13 protein-coding genes, 1 tRNA gene and 1 rRNA gene are annotated in these 15,286 nt (G+C 41.2%); 3 read left to right on the forward strand and 12 right to left on the reverse strand.

What is annotated here, in order from left to right; all coding sequences use genetic code 11:
- Window positions 1-68: 68 nt before the first annotated feature.
- From ispD to F9B85_RS12740, 3 genes are all read right to left on the reverse strand, one after another.
- Window positions 69-1,286, reverse strand: a complete 1,218-nt coding sequence (gene ispD, locus F9B85_RS12730; RefSeq protein ID WP_243138212.1) for a 2-C-methyl-D-erythritol 4-phosphate cytidylyltransferase — start codon at window positions 1,284-1,286, stop codon at window positions 69-71.
- Window positions 1,279-2,436, reverse strand: coding sequence for a PIN/TRAM domain-containing protein (locus tag F9B85_RS12735; protein ID WP_151621544.1), 1,158 nt, complete (start codon window positions 2,434-2,436; stop codon window positions 1,279-1,281). Before F9B85_RS12735 ends, ispD begins: the two co-directional genes overlap by 8 nt.
- Before the next feature lie 126 nt (window positions 2,437-2,562).
- Window positions 2,563-3,039: a CarD family transcriptional regulator gene (locus tag F9B85_RS12740; RefSeq protein WP_151621546.1), complete on the reverse strand. Its 477-nt coding sequence runs from the start codon at window positions 3,037-3,039 to the stop codon at window positions 2,563-2,565.
- Between the two features lie 187 nt (window positions 3,040-3,226).
- Between F9B85_RS12740 and F9B85_RS12745 the strand changes: the two genes are divergently transcribed.
- From F9B85_RS12745 to F9B85_RS12755, 3 genes are all read left to right on the forward strand, one after another.
- Complete coding sequence (locus F9B85_RS12745) at window positions 3,227-3,622, forward strand: nucleoside triphosphate pyrophosphohydrolase family protein (RefSeq protein WP_151621548.1); 396 nt, start codon at window positions 3,227-3,229, stop codon at window positions 3,620-3,622.
- A 145-nt stretch (window positions 3,623-3,767) separates the two neighbouring features.
- Window positions 3,768-4,262, forward strand: coding sequence for a hypothetical protein (locus tag F9B85_RS14650; RefSeq protein ID WP_207707120.1), 495 nt, complete (start codon window positions 3,768-3,770; stop codon window positions 4,260-4,262).
- A 13-nt stretch (window positions 4,263-4,275) separates the two neighbouring features.
- Window positions 4,276-4,749 (forward strand): spore coat protein, encoded by a 474-nt coding sequence (locus F9B85_RS12755; protein WP_151621550.1) that lies wholly within the window; start codon window positions 4,276-4,278, stop codon window positions 4,747-4,749.
- A gap of 27 nt (window positions 4,750-4,776) precedes the next feature.
- On the opposite strand, the gene disA is transcribed toward F9B85_RS12755, so the two are convergent.
- The 9 genes from disA to F9B85_RS12800 all read right to left on the reverse strand — a co-directional run.
- Window positions 4,777-5,844 carry a DNA integrity scanning diadenylate cyclase DisA gene (gene disA, locus F9B85_RS12760; protein WP_151621552.1) on the reverse strand — a complete coding sequence of 356 codons (1,068 nt, stop codon included), beginning with the start codon at window positions 5,842-5,844 and terminating at the stop codon, window positions 4,777-4,779.
- Window positions 5,845-5,846: 2 nt separating this feature from the next.
- Window positions 5,847-7,220 carry a DNA repair protein RadA gene (gene radA / locus F9B85_RS12765; RefSeq protein ID WP_151621554.1) on the reverse strand — a complete coding sequence of 458 codons (1,374 nt, stop codon included), beginning with the start codon at window positions 7,218-7,220 and terminating at the stop codon, window positions 5,847-5,849.
- A gap of 133 nt (window positions 7,221-7,353) precedes the next feature.
- Complete coding sequence (locus F9B85_RS12770; protein ID WP_151621556.1) at window positions 7,354-9,798, reverse strand: ATP-dependent Clp protease ATP-binding subunit; 2,445 nt, start codon at window positions 9,796-9,798, stop codon at window positions 7,354-7,356.
- 38 nt (window positions 9,799-9,836) lie between these two features.
- The gene (locus tag F9B85_RS12775) at window positions 9,837-10,910 is read right to left on the reverse strand and encodes a protein arginine kinase (RefSeq protein WP_151621558.1); all 1,074 of its coding nucleotides are present in this window, start codon (window positions 10,908-10,910) and stop codon (window positions 9,837-9,839) included.
- Between the two features lie 15 nt (window positions 10,911-10,925).
- On the reverse strand, window positions 10,926-11,450 hold the full coding sequence (locus F9B85_RS12780) for a UvrB/UvrC motif-containing protein (RefSeq protein ID WP_151621560.1): 525 nt from the start codon (window positions 11,448-11,450) through the stop codon (window positions 10,926-10,928).
- 19 nt (window positions 11,451-11,469) lie between these two features.
- Complete coding sequence (locus F9B85_RS12785) at window positions 11,470-11,967, reverse strand: CtsR family transcriptional regulator (RefSeq protein WP_151621562.1); 498 nt, start codon at window positions 11,965-11,967, stop codon at window positions 11,470-11,472.
- Between the two features lie 48 nt (window positions 11,968-12,015).
- Window positions 12,016-14,625 (reverse strand): ATP-dependent chaperone ClpB, encoded by a 2,610-nt coding sequence (gene clpB / locus F9B85_RS12790; protein WP_151621564.1) that lies wholly within the window; start codon window positions 14,623-14,625, stop codon window positions 12,016-12,018.
- Window positions 14,626-14,958: 333 nt separating this feature from the next.
- Window positions 14,959-15,034, reverse strand: a tRNA-Asn gene (locus F9B85_RS12795).
- Window positions 15,035-15,160: 126 nt separating this feature from the next.
- Window positions 15,161-15,286, reverse strand: a 23S ribosomal RNA gene (locus tag F9B85_RS12800); the annotation flags it as partial.

Below are 15,286 nucleotides of genomic sequence, written 5' to 3' on the forward strand. Positions count from 1 at the left end.
TGTAAACTCCTTTTGTAAGCTAGAAATTCACTAGTTACATATCGATTTAATTATATAATCTTCAATCATTATCGTTGCCGCAATAAAGCAGTGGCATAAGTAGCTATACCTTCGCCAGTACCTGCAAAACCCAGACCTTCTGTTGTTGTCGCTTTAATATTAATTTGTCGAGATTCAACTTTTAGAACCCTGCTGATATTTGCTACCATTTCAGGTATGTAGGGTGCTAATTTGGGACGTTGTGCCACAATAGTAGCATCGATATTCATTATATCCCAATGTTCTTGCTCTATAAGCCTAGCCACTTCTTGCAGAAGCACTAAGCTAGAGATACCTTTATATCTTCCATCAGTGTCCGGAAAGTGCCGCCCTATGTCGCCTAGAGCTGCCGCACCTAAAATAGCGTCTTTGATGGCATGCAAAAGAACATCGGCATCAGAATGGCCAAGCAACCCTTTCTCATAGGGGATTTGAACACCACCGAGTATTAGCTCTCTCTCTTCAACAAGGCGATGTACGTCGTAACCCAAACCTACTCTCGTTGCTGACATTGATGGGCCACTGCTTACAATCGAGGAGCGCTTATTGAGAATTGCTTCGGCCATAATCATATCTTCTGGCGTTGTAATCTTAATGTTTTCGTAATCACCAGGTGCTAGAAAAACTTGCTGTCCTGTCATTTCCATGACCATAGCATCATCAGTTGGCAAAGGGTGGCTACTATTTGACATGCTCTCTAAAACCTGATAAGCCTTGACTAACTCTTGGTATTTAAATACTTGTGGCGTCTGTATGGAAAAAAGACTGCTTCTATCAGGCGTGTTAATAACCATACCATCAGAAGATACTTCCTTGATCGTATCTTTCACTGGAACAGCAGCTACAGCTGAACCTTTTTCTTTGGCCTTCTCGATACAGCGAGTCAATAATTGAGCTGAGAAAAGAGGCCGTGCCCCATCGTGCACGGCCACCCATTGACAACCCTTTCCATCTAGAGCTTCCAAACCGCGTTGTACAGAGTCTATTCGCTCGGAGCCACCCTCAACAAGAAGAATCCGTTCACTCCATCCGCTTCCTTCGATTAAACCTTGCAAATAATCTTTGTCATCTCTGTGGGCAACTAGAACAATATGGTCAATCTTCTCATCATGTTCGACAAAGCCTCGCAAAGTCCACCAGATCAAAGGTTTAGAACCTAGGTGAAGCAAAATCTTGTTTCGGTCACTTCCCATGCGTTTGCCTCGACCTGCCGCAACAACAACAATAGCTGTGCCGTCTTTAGACAATCGCGTTCACCTCGCTTAGTGCAGTTGTTTGCGCTGATGTTGATTTTTGTCCATCTCCTACTTTTGGCTTAGCAAAAATCATTCTACCTGCCGCAGTTTGTAAAACAGATGTAACAAGTACACTGATTGTCTGTCCCATAAAACGGCGTCCTCCCTCAACAACGATCATCGTACCGTCATCAAGGTAAGCAACACCCTGTCCTGACTCTTTACCGTCTTTGATAACTTGCACAGTCATCTCTTCTCCAGGCAAAACAACAGGCTTAAGTGCGTTGGCCAGCTCGTTAATATTAAGAACTTTGACACCTTGCAATTCAGCAACCTTATTAAGGTTGTAGTCATTTGTAATAATTTGACCGCCTAGCTCTTGACAAAGGCGAACGAGTTTAGAGTCCACTTCTGAAAGATCATCATAGTCTCGTTGATCAATTTCTACAGTTACATCAAGTTCTTTTCTAATCTTGTTTAGTACATCAAGACCTCGACGACCTCGGTTTCTTTTTAGCAGATCGGAAGAATCGGCTATATGTTGTAACTCTTCCAATACAAAGGCAGGAATGACTAGTGTACCATCAAGAAAGCCACTCTTGCAGATATCTGCTACTCGACCATCAATAATTACACTAGTATCTAAAACTTTGTAACAAGGATTAGATTTTGCTACTTCTCTTTGTTGAACTTGAAAGCGCTCTTTAGCTGAACCAAATTTGGGAATCACGTTAATGTAACCTTGAATTTCTTCTCTCTTTTTCACACCGAGTCTCATTCCTACATAGCCTAAGACAAGAGAAACAGCTACAGAAAGATAGGTTCCGAACCAAGGAAGACCAGATACGGAAGCATCAAGAAGGTTGGCAATAATTAAGCCAACAATAAGTCCAATGGCACCACCAATAAGCTCTTGAATGGGCGTATGTTGCAACTTATGCTCCATCCAAGCTGTCATGACCATAAAACGCTCCATAACATTAGGAGCAACCAGATATCCAGCAAGTCCAAACACTAGCGTTAAAAAAGCTAGCAAAGCATGCTTGGCCAAATAACCCATATAATCATTAAAAAGATTGAGCTCAAAAATAAGATAATAAACAAAAGAAGAACCTGCAGCTAATGTAAAGAGGGCGATCAAAAGGCGCATTAGATTTCTCATACTTGTCTCACCTCCTTTGCAACGGTATGTGTTCCCTATACTATTATACTTTATAAGACCTTGTGCTTGCAAGGAGGTTACTACTTTTGCCAAAGGCAGGTAAAATATGATATGTTCTTTTTTCTTCTAGGCTAGTAATTTCGATAGCAAGTCTTCTACTTGCTCCGGTCCATCGTCACGTACAAGAACAAGTTCACTAATTAGAATCTGTCTTGCATTGTCTAGCATTTTTCTTTCTCCTGTAGACAAGCCTTTTTCTTGGTCTCTGCGAACTAGATTGCGAACTACTTCCGCTACAGCAAAGATATCTCCGCTTTTCATTTTATCTAAATTAACTCGATAGCGGCGATGCCAATTACCGGACATAGGTGATTTTTTTTCTTGTAAAATTGCTATGATTTTCTTAAAATCTTCTTCATCAACAACTTGTCTAATACCCCTGTCTTCCACGTTAGCAAATGGTATCATGATGCGCATATCACCAATCGATAAGCGCATGACATAGTATCGCCGCCTTTCACCTAACACTTCTCTCTCTTCAATCGCCTCGATAACACCAGCGCCGTGCATGGGATAAACTACCTTATCACCAATTGAAAACACAACCTGCACTCCTTTCTTGCTCTCAAAACCTTAGCTGGTAAGGCTTCATAGTGTCCGTGGTTAAAATCTCCAGCCAGAAAATCCAACGAGAGTGTCATTTTGACCTGTCGTCTGATTGACAATCTTAGCTTCCCGTCTATATAATAGGGTCAAACATCCGGTTGGGAAAGGACGGGAGCATTGGAGCATGAAAGACTTGGCCTGTCAACAGTTTCAGGATACGGTGGCAGAATTTTTGATACGTCATCAAAGTGTTCTGGACATTTTATCCAAGTCTCAGGAATCCAATGCCCGGGTTAACCGGGCTGTGGTAAAAGCCGTAACAGATTGTGGATGTATTCAGATCAAAGCGGAAAAGAAAGAGATACCACCAGAAGCTTCACTAGCTGATCTTAAGAACCTTCTAGGTAATCATCTTGACGGAGAATTGTGCCCTAGTTGCCGTGATATCATCGAAAGAGAAATTGGCAAATCCCTATTTTATCTAACAGCACTTTGTCACAGTATGGATCTAAATCTCTATGATGCCTTAAAGCGTGAACATGATAAAGTTTCCACCTTAAGAATATTCAACTTCACGTGACTTAATGACTTAAAAAGCGGTTGGCCATAAGCCAACCGCTTTTTCTTTTATAAAGGCATAAGTTATAAGCTAACGTACAAACTTTAAATGCCTTTCTTTATTTAATTAATACGATAGAGTGGCTGAGAAAGGAGTCGTCCATATTTTGCAAAATTTATCCTATACCAATCAAGCCCAAGGCGGACTCTCCACAATGGGCCAGCAACAAAATCCCTTGTCTTGGTATCCCGGTTTCAGCCCTCTTTATTGGCAACAAAATAACTCTTCTCCTTCTACAGGACCAGGCTCACAACAACAAGAAAACCATCAGCAACAAGAACAAGGAAATACTCAGCATGCAGATCCTATGATGTCAGCTTACGCACAGCTATCGGCTTATCTAGCACCATCGTCTGCTCCTTTTTTTTCTACTGGCTTTTTGCCTCATCAATCACTTACAGATAAAGACCTATTATATCTAACGGAGCTTCTCTTTTTTCAATTAAGCTCGGCCAAAAAATGTTACCATTTTGCCCAAGAATGCTCTGATCAGCAAGTTCGCGATCTTCTAGACAAAGCAGGGCAGATGCATCAACGGCACTATAAACTATTACTACAGCAAGTCCAGTTTACCAATATGCCTTCAAATATGATGCCTTAGGAGTGAATAAGCTTTGTCAGGCACAATGAAGCTTCGAAAAGCTTCCAAAAATAACGATGACCAAAGCCAGGAAGGCAATGGTCAGCAAAATAAAAAGGGCTCACAAAGCCCTTCAAGTTCAGCAAGTAAAAAGGGGAAGCAAAATTCTCAAGCAGCTAATTCTCAAAAGGATTTATCTGATCGCGATCGACTCTTTGATGTAATTAATACAGAAAAAGCTATGAGCGCTTTATGCAACCGAGTAGCTTTAGATAGTGGTCAAGATAATTTATATCGCGCCCTCATGGTTTGCTTGAATGAAACACAAGCATGTCAGCGAGAATTATTTCATTATGCTCAACAAAAAGGTTGGTACTCTTTACGACCAGCAGATCCCTTACAGACACAGCAACTATATCAACAATATCAAAGTTTAAGCCAACAATTCCCTTATGGAGCACAAAATCAAGGAGAAGGCAATTCCAATTATTCGCAAAAAAATCAATAGTAGTAATTATGTGTTTATTTATTTGTTTTATAGGTCTCGATCAAGTAGAAGTTGTTCTCGAAGTCTTCGCAATCCTTCTTTGATGGCTCTGGCGCGAACTTCACCAATTCCTTCCACTTCATCAAGTTCTTCAATTGAAGCAGTCATAACGTTTTGAAGTCCTCCAAAATTAGCTACTAAGTTATGAACTACCTGGTGCGGTAATCTAGGGATTTTTTCTAAGATGCGATAGCCACGAGATGAGACAGACATATCTAAGACTCCAATATGAGTGCCGTAGCCTAAAGACTTTGCAATGGCTACTAGATCAGGAATATCGTTGCTAATATGTCTAATCTCTTCTCTCACTTGCATAACAGAACGTCCTTCTAAGGTTAGGTAGTCTTCAATTACCGTATAAGCTTGCTCTTCCACATTATCGGTCAGTTCTGTTAATTGCATGGTCACAAGACGACCTTCTTTACCTAGCTCAATAATGTATTGATCCATTTCCTGAACCATACGAGTAAACATCTCAATACGTTGGATGATTTTGGTGACATCAAATACGGTGACCAAGTCTTCAAATTCTAAGGCCGTAAGATTTGTTAAGGCTTTATCAATGACAACTTTGTATTTTTCCAGAGTTTGTAACCCTTGGTTTGCTTTTGTTAAGATGGTGGCAATATCACGCAACGTGTATTTTATTGCTCCCTGATAAATGGTGATTACACCTCTGCGTTGCGAGATGGAGATTACCATTTCACCTGTTTGTCTAGCTACTCGTTCTGCCGTACGATGCCGAATACCCGTTTCTGCCGAAGGTATGGTTGGTTCAGGAACAAGTTGAGTATTGGCATAAAGAATTTTTTGGCCATCATGGTTGAGGACAATAGAGCCATCCATCTTGGCTAATTCATAAAGAGCTGCTGGAGTGTAGGGGCAATTAATTAGAAAGCCTCCCTCCACCAGCTCTAAGACTTGCGGGCTGTCACCAATAACAATTAAAGCTCCTGTTTTAGCCCTCATAATATTTTCTAGGCCTTCTCGTAAGGGGCTTCCCGGTGCTAAAGCACGAAGGGCCTGTAAAAACTTTTCATCCGGTTCCTTAACCATCTTTATCCTCCCAATGCAACTGACAGGGCTTCTTCTACTCTTTCAACCCCGATGATTTCAATATCTAGGACTCCTTTCAAGTATTTCCTGTTTTGACTCGGGCAAATACAACGACGAAAGCCTAGTTTTGAAGCTTCTCGAATTCTTTTTTCTAAGTGCCCTACGGCTCTTACCTCTCCGGTTAATCCAACTTCACCTATAAAAACTGTTTCTGCATCTACTGTTTGGTTACGACTGCTTGATGCAATGGCCGCTACTATGGCAAGATCAACAGCTGGTTCAAGTACTTTTAACCCACCTGCCACGTTTACATAAATATCTTGTTGTCCTAGATGGAGACCAATTTTTTTGTCTAACACAGCGGCTAATAAAACGGTCCTTTGATAGTCTAGTCCTGTAGTGACTCGACGAGCCTGACCAAAAACAGTTGGTGTGACCAAGGCTTGCACTTCTACTAAGACAGGTCGCGTACCTTCCATGGAAGGTACTACTACCGAGCCTGGTGCACCTTGACTTCTTTCTGCAAGAAAAAAGGCCGAAGGATTAGCTACTTCTATAAGACCTTGACCGAGCATTTCAAAAACGCCTAGTTCATTAGTAGATCCGAAGCGATTTTTTACACTTCTTAAGATACGATAGGGGTAGTTTCTTTCACCTTCTAGATATAGTACTGTATCCACCATATGCTCTAGTAGTCGTGGACCAGCGATTACACCTTCTTTGGTTACATGACCGACTAGCGTTATAGCTACAGGCAAGTCTTTGGCCATGCGCAAAAGTTGGCCAGCACATTCTCTTACTTGTGCTACATTACCGGGTGCTGAACCAAGTTCACTCCAATATAAGGTTTGAATGGAGTCAATAATGACCCATTGAGGTGCTATTGATTTTATTACTTCAAGAATTGTCTCAATATTAGTTTCTGCTAACAAGTACAAGTTCACATCTTTGACATCAAGTCTCTCTGCGCGCATCTTGATTTGTTGCACTGATTCTTCGCCGGAAATGTATAGAACTTTGCCTTGTCTGGCAACTTGTGCAGAACTTTGTAGCAACAGTGTTGATTTGCCTATTCCAGGATCGCCTGATAAAAGCGTCAGAGATCCGCTAACCAAACCGCCTCCTAAGACCCTATCTAGCTCTGCGATACCACTTGAAAAACGCGTTTCATCGCCTCCGGACACTTCGTCAATGTGCAAAGGTTTTGAGACGTCACAAGGACCAAAGCGACTTACTAGGGTCGAATTGCTATCTTTTTTCGCGATTTGCTCTTCCACCAAGCTGTTCCATTCACCGCAACCGGGACATCGTCCTAGCCATTTCAAGGATTCTTGGCCACAGTGGGTACAGAAAAAACGGATTTTCCCTTTCGCCATTTTTTGCTCACCTTTACTTTTTTATTTACTGTGAATTATAACATAGGAGTTAATTAGAGAATCGAAAAGACTATGAAAAAGAGCCTCCTTGCAATCTTGCAGGAGGCTCTTTTTATATTGTTTTGGTTGTTACTTATGAAAGTGGCTGAATAGAAAGTTTACCATCTTTTAAGGCAACTTGAACGATAGAGCCTTGCTGGAAGTCCTTACGTAACATTCCTTCAGAAAGCTCATCTTCTACTAATCGTTGTATGGCTCGACGCAATGGACGTGCTCCATAGTTTTCATCATAGCCTTCTTTAGCTAAGAAGGCTTCGGCTTCTTCTGTAACTTCTAAGGTGATCTCGTTTTCTTGCAAACGCTTTCTTAAATCTTGTAGCATCAGTTGTACAATGCGACGCAAATGTTCCAGAGCAAGGGGGTGGAAGACGATCGTTTCATCAATACGGTTAAGAAACTCTGGTCGGAAGCTTTTTTTCAATTCTTCCATGACGCGGTTTTTCATAGCTTCGTAATCGACTTTCTCTTGGTCTGTACCTTCTCCTAATTTGAAGCCCATAACGCCAGCACGTTTTAACATCTGGGCACCTACATTGGAAGTCATTATGATGACAGTATTTCGAAAATCTACGGTTCTTCCTTTACTGTCAGTAAGACGTCCATCTTCTAACACTTGTAGCAGAATATTAAACACTTCAGGGTGCGCTTTTTCAATCTCATCAAGCAAGATAACTGAGTAAGGCTTACGACGAACTGCTTCAGTAAGTTGACCACCTTCATCATGACCTACGTAACCAGGAGGTGAGCCTACAAGACGAGAAACAGCATGTTTTTCCATATATTCAGACATGTCTACTCGAATCATAGCATCTTCACGACCAAAGAGGGCGTCAGCTAGTGCTCTAGCTAGTTCTGTTTTTCCAACACCGGTAGGTCCTAAGAAGATAAAAGAACCAATCGGTCTCTTAGGGTCTTTTAGCCCTGCTCTTGCTCTGCGTACAGCTCGTGCTACAGCTTGAACAGCTGTATCTTGGCCAACTAAGCGTTCGTGGAGAACTTCTTCAAGCTTTAAGAGTCTGGTACTTTCTTCTTCGGCTAATTTTTTTACGGGAATTCCAGTCCAGCTAGCGATGATATGAGCTATATCTTCTTCACGGACAAGGGAGTTAGAAATTCCCCGTTCTTTCTCCCAGTTCTGCTTTTCTTCTTCTAGTTGTTTTTTCAATTTCATTTCTTTATCGCGAAATGATGCGGCTTTTTCAAACTCTTGAGCTAATACGGCTGCTTCTTTTTCTTTTTTCAGTTCTTCTAGATTAGCTTCTAGATCTTTAAGGTCAGAAGGGGCTGTATAAGCTTGTAGGCGAACACGGGAAGCCGCTTCATCGATCAAGTCAATGGCCTTATCAGGCAAGTAACGGTCTGCAATATAGCGATCGGAAAGCTTAACAGCCGCAAGAATAGCTTCATCAGTAATTTTTACTCGATGATGCGCTTCATACCGATCTCGCAAGCCTTTCAGAATGGCCAGCGCTTCATCTGCTGTTGGTTCTCCAACTTTAATCGGCTGAAAACGCCGCTCTAGGGCAGGGTCTCTTTCAATGTGCTTACGATATTCATCAAGTGTCGTAGCGCCAATACACTGTAGTTCTCCTCTTGCTAGAGCAGGCTTGAGAATATTAGCAGCATCTATCGCTCCTTCTGCCGCACCTGCACCTATTAAGGTGTGTAATTCATCAATAAATAAGATTACGTTTCCAGAAGCTCTGATTTCATCCATGACTTTTTTTAATCGTTCTTCAAACTCACCACGGTATTTTGACCCTGCCACTACGGAAGAAAGATCTAAGGTAACAACTCTTTTTCCTACTAATGTTTCAGGAACAATGTTGTCGATAATGCGCTGTGCTAGACCTTCGGCAATAGCTGTTTTGCCAACGCCAGGTTCTCCAATAAGTACGGGATTGTTTTTTGTTCTGCGAGAAAGAATCTGCACAACACGCTCTATCTCATTTTCCCGACCTATCACTGGGTCTAGTTTGTCATCTCGTGCTATTTGAGTCAAATCACGACCAAATTCATTCAAAGTTGGTGTGTTTTTATCTGCCTTTGTTCCCTGTCCAGGCAAGGGAGCACCAGGAGTAACTGGTACAACTCCGAGTAGCATCATGACTTGATTTCTTACTTTATCTAAGTTTAGACCTAGATCCATTAGGACTCGAGCCGCTACGCCTTCTCCCTCTCGAATCAAACCTAATAAAATGTGTTCTGTGCCTACATAAGTAAGACCTTGACGGCGACTCTCATCATTAGCTAGTTCAAGTGCTTTCTTGGCTCGAGGAGTAAATCCAAGTTCTGTAGGTACTGTTTCGCCTTGGCCAACTAAACGAATTACTTGTTCACGAACTTGCTCAAGATTAATATTCAAAGATAGCAGTGCTTTAGCGGCTACACCTTCGCCTTCACGAATTAAACCTAGCAGTAAATGTTCCGTACCCATAGCAGGGTGCTTTAAGGTTTTGGTTTCTTCTCTAGCTAAGGTTAACACCTTTTGTGCCTTTTCCGTAAAACGACCTAACATCTCTCTTTCCTCCTTGTGGAATTTAGATTTTAGAATTTCTACTGGTTCAGCGGCTCTGTTAAAAGCTTTTCTCGAATTATTGTTGCTCTTTGTGCATCCCGCTCAAAGGCACTTATATCTTTTCCTTTTACTTTCTGCAAAAAAGCAGGCCTTGTAAGCACAAGCATTTCGTTGAGAGTTTGCGGAGATACAGTTTTTATCATGCCCATATCAGTACCAAGGCGAACTTTAGATAAAAGCGACATAGCCTCTTGAGAACTAATGACTCTAGCATGAGTTAAGATACCATAAGCCCGCCAAACTTGGTCTTCTAGTTGTTTTTTCGTCTCTTTTAACAGCAAATGCCTTGCCATTCTCTCTTGATCGATAAGTTGCTTCGCTACGACAAGCAAGTTAGAGATAATCTCTTCTTCTGAGCGACCCAAGGTTACTTGGTTAGATATTTGAAAGAGGTTGCCTGTTGCTTCCGTACCTTCTCCAAAAAGACCTCTAACTGTCATGCCTAGCTGGGTCAGTGATGCTAGAACACGGGATGCTTGATTAGTCATAACTAAAGCAGGCAAGTGCATCATTACAGAAGCACGCATTCCCGTACCTACGTTAGTAGGACAAGCCGTTAAGTATCCTAGTTTTTCATCAAAAGCAAAATCTAATTGACTTTCAAAAAGATCGTCTACTTTACTAGCTTGATTCCAAACTTTTTCTAATTCCAATCCAGGGTAAAGACATTGAATACGTAAGTGATCTTCTTCGTTAATTAAGATCGATACAGACTCGTCGAGACTGACAATTAACCCTCTACCAGCTACTTCATCAGCATGTTGAGGACTAATAAGGTGTTTATCAACAAGGATGGCACGTTCCATAGGCTGAAGTTCTAGTAAGTTGATAAAGACAAGATCTTTTTCTTCTTCTTGTGCTTGTAAGGACTGAAGGGCATCATGAATCATAGTCACTACTTTTTTGGCATCTGTTGAATTTAAGAGATGAGGAAAGGGCAGGGTACTTAGATTTCGTGCCAGTCGAATTCTAGAGCTAATTACAATGTCTCCTTCATCTCCAGTGCCTTCCATCCATTTCGATAAAGCTTTGTTCACGAAACTTTCATACATAGCGGTCCCTCACTTCTAATGTCCCAGTTTTTTCTCCATTTCACGAATTCTGTCCCGAATTCTTGCCGCTTCTTCAAATTCCTCACGGCTTACGTATTCTTGAAGAGTCTGCCTAAGACTCTGAATCTCTCGTTCCAATCGAATTGTCCCACCACTGCGATGAGGAACTTTGCCAGTGTGACGGTTAGCACCCTGTACACGACGCAAAAGTGGTCCTACTTTTTCTTTGAAATGCTCATAACATTCATTACAACCAAAGCGGCCGATTTGACTCATTTGGTTATAGTTAAAACCACAGTTTTCACATTTTTCCGGCAAGGAAAAGCTCAAATTCATCGATGGTTGTGTCGATTGGGGATCGTAGCCAAGCAAGCCTGCAAGGAATTTATTCAATGGAAAGTTTTCGTCAAGACCGAAAGTCCATTCTTTATGGTGGTTTTGTGCGCAACTTTCACAGAGATGTACTTCTGATTTTTCCCCATTTATGATCTTGGTCAGATGAACTGTGGCTGGCTTTTTTTTGCATTCGTCACAATACATGAGCGGGCCCCCTTATTTTTTAGCTTCTATCTGTACTGTTTTGAGATTGACATTCTTGACGAAAAAGTGAGTAGAGCATGGCACGAATCAGTCTAGCCCTTAGTCGATCTCGCTGTGGCATATCGCCTTGTAAAATATCTCTTTGTATAGCCGCCATCATGAGTATTCCTTCACGAGGAGTTAGAATCTCTTCTTCCACTAAGTGCTCAATTACTCTTCTGCCTTGACCTTCTGAAAGCATTTCACCAAGCTGACCGGAAAGATATTCCCATAGATCAGACTCTTTTTTTATGGCTAGCTTGACAATACGAACATAGCCTCCGCCACCTCGTCTGCTTTCGACCATATAGCCATGCTCAACAGCAAATCGCGTTGTCAGTACATAATTAATCTGCGAGGGAACACAACCAAAGATGGCCGCTACTTGCTGTCTTTGAATCTCTACCATACTTTCTTCACTTTGAGCAAGCATCTCTTTTATATATCGCTCTATTTTGTCGGCCAGGTTGCCTGACAATGGCCTCACCTCCTGCAGACTGCATATTGGCTTACTTTTCCTTTCTGCTTAGCTCTGTGGCTCGATTACAATCTTTCCTTCTTTACTATCAACGACAATCTTTTGTCCTTCTTGCACAGTACCTGCAATAAGTGCTCTCGCTAAAGCTGTCTCTATATGACGTTGTAAATAACGTTTTAGCGGTCTTGCTCCGAAAAGAGGATCATAAGCTTCTAGTGCTATCTGTTCTTTTGCTGTCTCTGTAATTTCAAGGATAATCTGATGTTGCTCTAATCTTTTTTGTAATTGTGCTGTCAAAATTTTAATAATATCTTTGATTTCTTTCGTTGATAGTGGTTTGAAGAGGACTATTTCATCGACTCGATTCAAGAATTCAGGGCGAAAATGACTTCGTAAATGGGCCATTACTTCTTGTTGAACTGATTCTATCGTTCCTGTTTCTGAGGAGAGTCCTTCTAAAATAACGTGAGAACCAATGTTAGAAGTCATGATTATAACAGTATTCTTAAAGTCTATAGTACGACCTTGAGAGTCCGTTACTCTACCATCATCTAGGATCTGCAAGAGCAAATTAAAAACTTCAGGATGCGCTTTTTCGATTTCATCAAAGAGTATTACAGAATAAGGCTTTCTGCGTACAGCTTCTGTTAATTGCCCGCCTTCATCATAGCCTACGTAGCCTGGAGGAGCGCCGATCAACCTTGATACTGCAAACTTCTCCATATATTCGGACATGTCAATACGAATCATATTTTCTTCACTATCAAAAAGAGCTTCTGACAAAGCCCTTGTTAATTCTGTTTTGCCGACTCCTGTTGGTCCTAAAAAGATAAACGAGCCGATCGGTCGGTTTGGATCTTTTATGCCAGCGCGCGCTCTTAGTACTGCATCACTAACTTTTTGAACTGCTTCATCTTGACCTACTACACGTTGCTGTAAGATTTCTTCAAGGCGTAAGAGTTTCTCTCTCTCTCCTTCTAGGAGTCTCGTAACAGGAATACCAGTCCAACGAGCTACTATCTCAGCAATTTCTTCACCTGTAACTTCCTCCCGCAGAAGACGATTGCCACCTTGTTGTTTTGTTAATTTCTCTTCTTCTTGTAATAACTGAAGTTCTAGTTGGGGAATTCTACCGTGGCGCAATTCTGCAATTCGTTGTAAATCATAAGCTCTTTCAGCTTCTTCTTCTTCGCGACGACTTTTATCTATTTCTTCACGAAGTGCCTGTACTTTTCGAATTCCTTCCCGTTCTAAGTCTAGTTGGGCTTGCATTACTTTACCTTTTTCTTTTAAGTCAGCTAACTCCTTCAGTAATCGGTCATGTCGTTCTTGACTAGCTCGATCTTTTTCATTAGCTAGTGCGGCTTCTTCTATCTCGAGCTGTAAGATACGTCGGTTAACTTCGTCGACTTCTGTTGGTAAGGAATCAATTTCAGTGCGAATCATAGCACAAGCTTCATCGACTAAATCTATGGCTTTATCGGGAAGAAAGCGATCACTGATATAGCGGTCTGACAAAATCGCTGAAGTTACTAAAGCATTATCTTGGATTTTTACACCATGATGTAATTCAAAACGCTCTTTAAGACCTCTTAAAATAGAAATACTATCTTCTACTGTAGGAGGCGCAACCATGACTGGTTGAAATCTTCGTTCCAAAGCCGCATCTTTCTCAATATATTTTCTATATTCATCTAAAGTAGTTGCACCAATACAATGTAGTTCTCCTCGAGCTAACAGGGGTTTTAACATATTTCCAGCATCCATGGCCCCTTCAGCTTTGCCTGCACCGACAATGGTATGGAGCTCATCGATAAAGAGAAGAATTCTTCCGTCACTTTTTTTGATTTCTTGTAAAACTGCTTTTAAGCGTTCTTCAAATTCGCCGCGATATTTTGCACCTGCTAAAAGAGCTCCTAAATCTAATGCAAAAACTAGTTTGTCTTTTAGACCTTCAGGCACATCACCTCGTACGATGCGCTGGGCCAAACCTTCCACAATTGCTGTCTTGCCGACGCCTGGCTCTCCGATAATAACAGGATTGTTCTTGGTCTTTCTTGATAGAATACGAATGACTCTTCGAATCTCTCCATCTCTACCAATCACAGGGTCCATTTTGCCGCCTTTTGCTTCGGCTACTAATTCACGTCCATACTTTTCAAGAACTTCATACGTCTCTTCCGGTCTAGGACCGGTTATACGTTGGTGACCTCGTAAAGCACTTAACGCTTTTAATAAATCATTACGGTTAATATTAAACTTTCGCAGGATTTTGCCAGCTGGTGAAGTAGAATTTTCATCAGTAAGTACTAGCATAAAGTGTTCTGCAGAAATGTAGTCATCTTTCATTTTTTGTGCTTCATCTTCTGCTTGGACAAAAATTTGTTTTAATCGCTGTGTTACATAAATTTTATCAGCTTCTACGCCACTTCCATGAATTTTAGGACGTCTTTCCAGTTCTTGTTGAAAAGCATTTCTAAATTGTTCTGTTCCTATGCCCATCTTCGACAACAAACGACTTACTAGGCCTTCCTGTTGTTCTAATAGAGACATTACCACGTGCTCTACATCAACTTCTGCATGGTTATATCGAGTCGCCAAAGACTGTGCTGATAGAAAAGCTTCTTGTGTTTTTTCTGTCATTTTATTGAGATTCATAGTAACACCTCCTAGTGCGCATTGTTACTCATTAAAGTAAACTCGTTATGTTATTATTCTGTCATTGACTAACTTTGACCTTTTGACGATATTATACCCTCCAGGTACATGTCATAATCAATGACCAATAGCCTTTATATTTTGCCAAAATAGCTTTTTATAGACTTTTAACTGTAAATAGCTTAGTGTCTCATAGTTTTTTGACTTTTATTGACCTTCTGAGTTTTTTTGACCTTTGAACGTCTAAATACTAATACTTATATTTACCATGATTAGCAATTTAAAAAACAAAAAAATCTCAGACTTCATTATCTGAGATTCTTAATTCTTATATGGCTCCTCGAGTAGGACTCGAACCTACAACCTACCGGTTAACAGCCGGTTGCTCTACCGATTGAGCTATCGAGGAATATTGTCAGGTTTGCACCCTGAAAACTACACAGAGATAGTTAGACAGTTTCCTGTCAATTGTTTGGAAATTGTCTTGGGGTCTGACCCCCATACAATTCCTGCACAATATTGCGATGTAATAGAGTAGGTTAAGTCCTCGACCGATTCGTACTCGTCAACTACACGCCTCACAGCGCTTCCATCTCGAGCCGATCAACCAGGTCATCTTCCTGGGGTCTTACCTACTTACGTAGTGGGAAGTCTCATCTTT

Origin of the sequence: Heliorestis acidaminivorans (assembly GCF_008933955.1) — a bacterium.
In the GTDB taxonomy this organism is placed as follows: Bacteria; Bacillota; Desulfitobacteriia; order Heliobacteriales; family Heliobacteriaceae; genus Heliorestis; species Heliorestis acidaminivorans.

Bases quoted from the DNA above. Each gene is read 5' to 3' on its own strand.
- F9B85_RS12735 (WP_151621544.1), bottom strand. From the start codon at position 2,436: ATGAGAAATCTAATGCGCCTTTTGATCGCCCTCTTTACATTAGCTGCA.
- F9B85_RS12745 (WP_151621548.1), top strand. From the start codon at position 3,227: ATGAAAGACTTGGCCTGTCAACAGTTTCAGGATACGGTGGCAGAATTT.
- disA (WP_151621552.1), bottom strand. From the start codon at position 5,844: ATGGTTAAGGAACCGGATGAAAAGTTTTTACAGGCCCTTCGTGCTTTA.
- radA (WP_151621554.1), bottom strand. From the start codon at position 7,220: ATGGCGAAAGGGAAAATCCGTTTTTTCTGTACCCACTGTGGCCAAGAA.
- F9B85_RS12770 (WP_151621556.1), bottom strand. From the start codon at position 9,798: ATGTTAGGTCGTTTTACGGAAAAGGCACAAAAGGTGTTAACCTTAGCT.
- F9B85_RS12775 (WP_151621558.1), bottom strand. From the start codon at position 10,910: ATGTATGAAAGTTTCGTGAACAAAGCTTTATCGAAATGGATGGAAGGC.
- F9B85_RS12780 (WP_151621560.1), bottom strand. From the start codon at position 11,450: ATGTATTGTGACGAATGCAAAAAAAAGCCAGCCACAGTTCATCTGACC.
- clpB (WP_151621564.1), bottom strand. From the start codon at position 14,625: ATGAATCTCAATAAAATGACAGAAAAAACACAAGAAGCTTTTCTATCA.